The organism is Marinobacterium sp. xm-g-59, assembly GCF_013283315.1.
GTDB lineage: Bacteria > Pseudomonadota > Gammaproteobacteria > Pseudomonadales > Balneatricaceae > Marinobacterium_E.
In genome coordinates this window covers 1-8257 of sequence record NZ_WBYR01000021.1, presented here as the reverse complement: position 1 = coordinate 8257, position 8257 = coordinate 1, and the positions used below count along the sequence as shown (strand labels likewise).

The window sequence follows — 8257 nt, the reverse complement described above, 5'->3', positions numbered from 1 at the left end:
TGAAAGAGCGGTCAGGTTAGAATGAGTCATGGCGTATCACCTTCTGTTGGTTGAGATTCTTGCAGGAATCAATCAACAGGATACGCCATTCTCCCTTTTCCCCGTACACCAGAAATCACCATAACTCGAAGATATCCAACTGCTTGTAAAACGACTCAATCATTCATCACAAAGCGGTATTTTTAGTGTGGAGTCACTGCAAGAGTGGCTCAATGATGATCTCACAATCGCTGATCGTTTTGCTGGTATGTTAGTGGTTCCGATGTCTAGAAGGCCTAAGGATCTGCTTATTTTTCTTCGAAAAGAGGAGCCGCAAAAGGTGAGCTGGGCTGGCAATCCTGAGAAGCCAGTTGAGCTAGGCCCAAACGGTATTCGTTTAACACCAAGAAAAAGTTTCGAAGCTTGGATCGAAATGAGAAAGGGGTATTCAGCCCCTTGGACAGATCAACAAATTGCCTTGGCTGAACAGATCAAGACCGTACTGTTGGAAATAATTGTACGTAACTTAGATGATTACAACCGCATAGCCAGTGAAGCGCAAAGTCAAAAAGATATGCTCATACACGAACTTAATCACCGAGTTCGTAATATTCTTGGGTTGATATCAGGGATTGTCTCGCAGACATCGACACAAGATTTATCAATTAAGGATTTTCAATCGATTTTAGGGGGACGTGTGCAATCTTTAGCCATTGCACAGACGCATTTAACTGAAAAAAATTGGAATTTCGCTCCGCTCACGATGATTCTCGACAATGAAGAGAGAGCTTTAGTGGCGAAGACTAATCTCATGAAACGATCAGGTCCTGAGGTCAAACTGAGTCCTAAGGCCTTCACGACTATGACCATGGTGATTCATGAGCTTTTAACCAATGCCGTTAAATACGGCGCGGCTAAATCTGAAAATGGTCAAATAAATTTGAACTGGCAGATTCACCAAGGGGAACTGCATTTATATTGGCGCGAATCAGGTGTAACGATCGAACAGTCACCCTCACAGTTTGGATTCGGGTCGGTCATTATCAATCGATCTATTCCTCATGATTTGGGCGGGGTAGCCAAGATTGAGTATCAACGATCCGGTGTGGTTGCAGAATTTGTCATACCTGCGATGCATTTTGAGACTGCAGAAGCAGAGCATAAGAGCGACTCTACATCGAGTGAGGCAGTATCTATCATTCACAAGGGGCAACCGGATAAGGAGAGTGTTCTCATAGTCGAAGATAATATGATCATCGGATTTGAGTTGGAGAGAATGCTGCAGGCAATGGGTTACAAAAATATTGAGTTAGCTGCAACCGTTCAAGAGGCGCATGAATCGATCAATAAAAAGATTCCAGGTTTGGCGGTTTTGGATATCAACTTGGGCGATGAGTCGAGTGAAACGGTCGCAGATTGTCTTCGGAATAAGAGTGTGCCTTTCATCTTTGCCACTGGCTATAGCTCCGTTAAAGATGGCTTTAAGAAGAAGCATGCAAATGTTCCTGTTGTTGAAAAACCCTTTAGTAGCTCTGTAATACAGGCCGCCATTCAGTCGCTGGAGAGTTGATTGAGTAACTCAGCTAACTCACATCGATATCAGGGGTGGTTTAGTATCAATTGATGACGATTTTTTAACTCAATAATAAGTAAAAATTAACTTTTGTAATAGTTACGTAATTTTCACAAAAAAATAGGGGTTTTGTAGTTTTGTAGTCGACATTTGTTGGTTTTTTACAAGTTATATCAATAACTTATGAACAGTAAGTTGTATATCCTTTATTTCAATCTGTGTCATAATTAACGGGTTACTTAACCTTTATAAAGGAGTGTGCTGTGTCTCAAGAACTGATGCTAGCAGAGTGGAATGCTCGTGAATCGATCGCCGAAGCGATGGTCCCTGTGGTTGGTCGTTTGTACCGTGAATCAAACGTTGAAATTTCTGTTTTCGGCCAACTGTCTGTTCGTAAATCTGTGATCGATCTACTTAAAGATCACCGTTACGTTCGTCAGGTTGAGGGTGAAGAGCTTTCAGTCGTAGATACCTTCCCAGTACTTGAGAAGGTGTCTCAAATGGGCATCCGCAACGCACACATCGACATCGGTAAATTGGCTGTTAATTTCCGTAAATCGGGTGCAGCGGATTTGAATGATTATTTAGAGTCTGAACTTGCTGGCGCATCAACAGAAGATACTGGTGGTCAAGACGTCGTCCTATACGGCTTCGGTCGCATTGGTCGTCTACTGGCTCGATTCATGTTGAACCGCTCGGGTGCAGGTCACACGCTGCGTCTGCGCGCGATTGTTGTACGTAAGGGCAAAGCCGATAACGACCTAGAGAAGCGTGCAAGTTTGTTGCGTCGTGACTCAGTTCACGGTTCGTTCAAAGGCACTATCCAAGTTGATGAAGCAACGAACTCCCTGATCGTTAACGGTAATGCGATCAAAGTGATCTTCGCCGATGGCCCAGATCAAGTTGATTACACGCAGTACGGTATTAATAACGCTCTTGTGATTGATAACACCGGTATCTGGCGTGATGACAAAGGCTTAGCGCTTCACCTTCAATCTAAAGGTGTTGATCGCGTTATCCTTACAGCACCAGGTAAAGGCATCAAAAACATCGTTATGGGTGTTAACCATGGTGACATCGATGCATCGGATAAAATCTTATCGGCTGCTTCGTGTACCACTAACGCCATTACGCCTGTCCTTAAAGCGATTGATGACAAGTACGGTGTTGCTAATGGTCACGTTGAGACCGTTCACTCATACACTAACGACCAGAACTTGATCGATAACTACCACAAAGGTGATCGCCGTGGCCGCGCAGCAGCGCTTAACATGGTTATCTCTGAAACGGGTGCAGCAAAGGCGGTCTCTAAAGCGCTTCCACAATTGGAAGGTAAGCTAACTGGTAACGCGATCCGTGTTCCGACACCGAACGTCTCTATGGCGATCCTTAACCTGAACCTAGAGAAAGAGACTGAGCGTGAGTCTTTGAATGACTACCTTCGTGAAGTGGCGTTGCACTCTGATCTTCAGAAGCAGGTTGACTACTCTAACTCACCTGAAGCGGTTTCGAGCGACTTTGTCGGCTCACGTGCTGCAGGTGTTGTCGATGCATTGGCCACTATCTCAAGCGGTAAGAGCTGTGTTCTCTACGTTTGGTACGATAACGAGTACGGCTACAGCTGTCAGGTTATCCGTCTAGCGCGTGAGATAACTAATTGTACGCTTAAGGCTTTCCCACAAGAGTAATCACTCTTTTGTAAAAAAACCGGAGTCACCGAAAGGGGCTCCGGTTTTTTTGTCTCTGATTCATTCTTAATAAACAGGTATAATGCGCCCAACTTAAAGGCATAGGTCATTATGGAACGTATTAACTGGTTTCCCGGTCACATGCATAAAGCGCGTAAAGAGATTGCGCAACTTATGGATGAGGTCGACATTGTTATTGAAGTGTTGGATGCACGCTTGCCTCGCTCAAGCGAGAACCCCTTGGTGACCTCGTTACGTCGAGGCAAACCTGTTCTTAAAATTCTGAATAAATCCGATCTGGCAGATCCCGACAAAACCAAGGCTTGGTTGCAGGAGTTCAATGCGCAAGAGGGCATTACGGCCATCGAGTTAACGACAAGTGATAAGAGAACCATCAAGTCGATTCCGCAAATCTGTAAAGATGCCGTGCCTGCCCGTGCTAACAAAGATCGCCCAGTGCGTGCCATGATCATGGGCATTCCTAATGTGGGTAAGTCGACTCTGATCAATGCTCTTTTAGGCCGACGCATTGCCAAAGTGGGTAATGAACCTGCCGTGACTAAAGCGAATAAACGCTACAGTGTATTTCAGGGGATGGCTCTGTCGGATACTCCCGGTATCTTGTGGCCAAAAATTGAAGACCAAGACTCTGGATACCGGTTGGCGGTCAGCGGTGCAATTAAAGATACTGCGATCGATTATGATCAGGTGGCCGTCTATGGTGCTAACTTCATCCTTAATGCTTACCCTGAGCGACTAGTAGAGCGTTATAAACTGAAAGAGCTGCCGGAGTTAGGTGAAGGCTTATTGGATCAAATAGGCCGTAAACGAGGCTGCTTGCGACCCGGTGGTGTGGTCGATATACACAAGGCGGCCGAGATACTAATGAACGAGATGCGCGGTGGTAAGCTAGGGCGCATCAGTTTTGAAACAGTGGAAGAGTGGCAAGAGAAAGATCGTATTGCCGCTGAATTAGCTGCCCAAGAGGCCGAAGAAGCGGCCAAGGCAGAGGAGAGTTCTAAGTGACCCGTTTAAAAAAGCAGAAGCGCATGGCTAACAAAATCGTGCTGGATAAAACGCCCCGTAAGCAGGAGCGTCTAGCCGACCCCGACAGCTATGAGAGCCGAAAACAGCGTGCGCAAAAACAGAAGAAAAAGCATGTGTCGGTTGATCAGAAACGTATTAATGCGAAACCGACTAAATCAGCAATTGAGCGTGATACCGAGGCCGGCCGTCGTGGTGAGCGCAAGGGTGGCCGCTTAGCGGATAAGATCCGTCAATACAACGCTGACAAAGAGAGCGCTGAAAAAGCCGATAACAGCCGCGAGCAGACCAGCGACAGCGAATGAGTAAACGCAGGGTTGATGTCGTAATTATAGGTGCCGGTGCGTCCGGTCTGATGTGTGCATTAACGGCTGGCTATCGTGGCCGTTCTGTTCTAGTGTTGGAACACACTAAAAAAGTCGGGCGTAAGATTTTAATGTCAGGAGGAGGGCGTTGTAACTTCACCCACCTTCACTCAACACCGGCCAATTTTCTATCGAATAACCCCCACTTCTGCAAATCGGCATTGAGTCGTTATACACCGCAACACTTTGTCGATATGGTCGATCGTCATGGGATTGAGTACCACGAGAAGACCCCAGGCCAGCTCTTCTGTAATGAATCCAGTAAAGAGATTCTGACGATGCTCACCACTGAGTGCGATTGGGCGGGTGTAAAGATTGAGACAGAGGTGAGTGTCCATTCGCTTACACAAAATGAGCATGGTTTTCTCGTAGAAACCTCGGCTGATTCAATTCAATGTGAGTCGTTGGTTATTGCAACAGGCGGACTCTCCATCCCTAATGGTGGTGCGACCGGCTTTGCTTATGATGTGGCCGAACAGTTTGACCTACCGGTTACCCCTCGCCGCGCCGCACTGGTCCCATTTACGCTGCAGCCTGACATTTTAACACCACTCAAAGAGCTCTCTGGGACTGCACAAAATGCGCGTGTCAGTTGTGCGGGTATGAGCTTTTTGGAACCTATTCTGTTTACTCATCGAGGCATAAGCGGCCCTGGGGTTCTTCAGATCTCGAGCTATTGGCAGCCAGGTCAAAGTGTTGAAATTGATCTGCTTCCCGGTATTGATATTGACGAGCAACTTAAAGAGGCTCGACAAGCGACTCCAAAACAGAGCATTGAGCGTGTGCTCAGTGAATACATGAGTAAGCGATTGGCTCAGGTATTGTGCTCAATCTGGGGCTTTGCTGGGGCAGTGGGTGACTTCTCCAATGAGAAAATTGAAGCGCTCACCAAGCAACTGACTCAATGGCGGGTGAAACCATCGGGAACCGAAGGCTATCGTACAGCTGAAGTGACCATTGGTGGGGTAGATACTCAGGCCATCTCCCAGAAAACCATGGAAGTAAAAAGCGTATCAGGCCTCTACTTTATCGGTGAGTCGTTGGATGTGACAGGGCACTTGGGCGGGCATAATTTCCAGTGGGCTTGGGCATCAGGAAATGCCGCCGGCGAAGTTGTTTAGGCAAGTTAAGTTCAATTGTTGGAGCCTTATCGAAGATGAGGCGATAATCGCGGCCTTTGAAAGACCGCTCCAACGCTTAAAGCTTTGAATTGATGTTGGAGCCTTATCGAAGATGAGGCGATTGCGTGGAGTAGATTCGCGGCCTTTGAAAGACCGCTCCAACCCATGAAGTGTTACTTAGTTTTACAGCTGTTCAGTCCGAACAGTGTGTAAGCACCACAAAATCCAAACACACCGGTTAACAGCGGTATTACACCAATGTAACCCCAGCTACCCACTGTCTCAGTGAAGGCCAGTCCAATCAGGATTAAACCGACAATAATGCGCAGAGCGCGATCCATTCCACCGACATTACATTTCATATCACTATCTCCTTTTGAGAGGGTTTTAATAATTCGTTATACGATGTTAAGTGAAATTGAGCCCACCGCTTCAACACTGCCTTCGATACGGTCACCTTTGACAACGGGGCCCACTCCTTCTGGGGTACCGGTGTAGATAAGATCACCCGGCTGTAAGTGGTAATATTTAGAGAGGTGCATGACCAACTCTGCGGGTGACCAGATCAGATCAGAGATGTCAGCTGTCTGCTTGGTTTCACCATTCACACGCAGTTCGATTCTGCCACGTTCAAGCACTCCTGTGACCGATTTTGGAACCAGGTCGGTAATGATGGCACCGCCTTCAAAGTTTTTACCTAGATCCCAAGGGCGACGTTTGTCTTTGCCTTTCTGCTGCAGATCGCGGCGTGTCATGTCTAACCCACAGGCGTAACCATAGATCATCGCTTCCGCTCTCTCTTCATCAACCTCAAAGCCCGGTTGATCGATCGCGACGACCCACTCCATCTCGTAGTGTAGATCTTCGGTTCCTGGAGGGTAGGGTAGATCGGTTCCTGACGCCTGAATGGCGTTAAGGTCTTTAATGAAGTAGAAGGGCTCTTGTGTGGTTTTATCAATCTTATCGCCCATCTCGGCCGCATGCGCTTGATAGCTTCGGCCAACACAAAAGATGCGATTCACAGGAAATTGACGTTCGTCACCGCGAATCGTTAAAGCGGTGACTGGGCGAGGCGTAAATAGATAACTATCCGGCATATCATAGACTCTGGTTTTGTTGATCTATGGATTGTAATGCTTCCGTCAATTTTTCTACAGAGATAGGTTTTGCCAGTGCCGCAGAAGCGCCGGCTTCGATTAATCGATCACGCTCTTCACCGATTGTGGCGGCTGACACGCCGACAATAGGTCCGGAAAAACCGATCTCACGAAGCGCTGACACTAAGCCATATCCATCGAGGTTTGGCATGAAAATATCCGTCACTACTAGGTCAAAGTCGCCCTCTTTAGCCGCAGCGAGAGCTAACTGACCATCTTCCTGGGCAACCACCTCGGCTCCAAGACCCTCAATCATTTTTTTGGTAAGCGTGCGAATCATTAGATTGTCTTCAGCGACCAGAACGCGCTTATTGGTAAGGTCCAAAGCCTTAGTCGATTGTGTTGATTCTTTTGGTTCTGAAGTTTTCTGTGAATCGAGCTCGCTAGTGCCAGAGTCCGTTGAGATAAGATCCACGGCTAGATTGATCAAGAAGGTAGCGCCACCACCAGGGGTATCTTCGTATTGGATAGTGCCGCCCAATTCATGGGCAATTTGCCTACAGAGATACAGGCCAATACCGCTGCCATCCGCTTTTGAGTCACCGCGATAGTAGGCATTAAATATATTGGCTTGATACTCCTTCGGAATCCCCTGTCCGTTATCACTTATTTTAATGGTGTAGTTGACGATGTTGGTGTCGATCGTCGGTCTGTAGAGATCAACAGAAACCTGGCTAGCCTCGCTATGAATAAAAGCGTTGCGCAAAAAGTTGATCAGCATCTGCTTAAGCGAGGTCGTGTCAAAATAGGTTTCAGGGTCTTCCCAGTCCAACTCTGACACAACTAGATCAATTTGAGCCTCTTTGGCTGAGATTTGCATTGAGTTACACACTTCTAGCAAAGTTTGTGAAATGCGACCGGTTTTTCTCTGTCTTGCAGTTTGCTGTTCAGGTTTAACAACATTTCGAAGATCATCTATTAGATTCAATAGATGGTTTACACTCTGATTGATCTCTAGGCTGTGGTCGCTATCATCTTCAAGCATCATTTTTATTGCTGAGACGGGTGTTCTAATCTCATGTGCAATAATGCCAAATAGCCGTTTTTCACTCTCAAAGCGCTCCTGAAGTTGAACAAACGATAGGTTTGCCTGGTGCAAGAGTTCTTTTGACTCCTCTATGAGCCTCTGTCGATCTGTTGTTTCAATTATGCTACCAAGGATTTGCCGGTCAACCGACAATAACCCCTGACTGGTCATTGTAAGAGTTATGGTGATTTCTGGTGTACGGGGAAAAGGGAGAATGGCGTATCCTGTTGATTGATTCCTGCAAGAATCTCAACCAACAGAAGGTGATACGCCATGACTCATTCTAACCTGACCGCTCTTTCA

At 46.7% G+C, this 8257-nt stretch carries 8 protein-coding genes; 5 read left to right on the top strand and 3 right to left on the bottom strand.

What is annotated here, in order from left to right; genetic code table 11:
• The first annotated feature begins 133 nt into the window (after positions 1 to 133).
• From XMG59_RS11895 to XMG59_RS11875, 5 genes are all read left to right on the top strand, one after another.
• Complete coding sequence (locus XMG59_RS11895; protein ID WP_371743743.1) at positions 134 to 1549, top strand: HWE histidine kinase domain-containing protein; 1416 nt, start codon at positions 134 to 136, stop codon at positions 1547 to 1549.
• A 266-nt stretch (positions 1550 to 1815) separates the two neighbouring features.
• On the top strand, positions 1816 to 3240 hold the full coding sequence (locus XMG59_RS11890) for a glyceraldehyde-3-phosphate dehydrogenase (RefSeq protein ID WP_371731516.1): 1425 nt from the start codon (positions 1816 to 1818) through the stop codon (positions 3238 to 3240).
• A 111-nt stretch (positions 3241 to 3351) separates the two neighbouring features.
• Positions 3352 to 4266 carry a ribosome biogenesis GTPase YlqF gene (gene ylqF, locus XMG59_RS11885; RefSeq protein WP_173481059.1) on the top strand — a complete coding sequence of 305 codons (915 nt, stop codon included), beginning with the start codon at positions 3352 to 3354 and terminating at the stop codon, positions 4264 to 4266.
• The gene (locus XMG59_RS11880; protein ID WP_173484025.1) at positions 4263 to 4589 is read left to right on the top strand and encodes a hypothetical protein; all 327 of its coding nucleotides are present in this window, start codon (positions 4263 to 4265) and stop codon (positions 4587 to 4589) included. The genes ylqF and XMG59_RS11880 overlap by 4 nt, the downstream gene beginning before the upstream one ends.
• Positions 4586 to 5770, top strand: a complete 1185-nt coding sequence (locus XMG59_RS11875) for an NAD(P)/FAD-dependent oxidoreductase (RefSeq protein ID WP_173494482.1) — start codon at positions 4586 to 4588, stop codon at positions 5768 to 5770. Before XMG59_RS11880 ends, XMG59_RS11875 begins: the two co-directional genes overlap by 4 nt.
• A gap of 173 nt (positions 5771 to 5943) precedes the next feature.
• On the opposite strand, the gene XMG59_RS11870 is transcribed toward XMG59_RS11875, so the two are convergent.
• From XMG59_RS11870 to XMG59_RS11860, 3 genes are read right to left on the bottom strand one after another with little or no spacing between them, the layout of a single operon-like run.
• Positions 5944 to 6132 carry a DUF2892 domain-containing protein gene (locus tag XMG59_RS11870; protein ID WP_173484023.1) on the bottom strand — a complete coding sequence of 63 codons (189 nt, stop codon included), beginning with the start codon at positions 6130 to 6132 and terminating at the stop codon, positions 5944 to 5946.
• A 36-nt stretch (positions 6133 to 6168) separates the two neighbouring features.
• Entirely contained in the window at positions 6169 to 6867 is a 699-nt protein-coding gene (locus XMG59_RS11865; protein ID WP_173498795.1) for a fumarylacetoacetate hydrolase family protein, read from the bottom strand.
• 1 nt (position 6868) lies between these two features.
• On the bottom strand, positions 6869 to 8026 hold the full coding sequence (locus XMG59_RS11860) for an ATP-binding protein (protein ID WP_173498794.1): 1158 nt from the start codon (positions 8024 to 8026) through the stop codon (positions 6869 to 6871).
• Between the last annotated feature and the right edge of the window lie 231 nt (positions 8027 to 8257).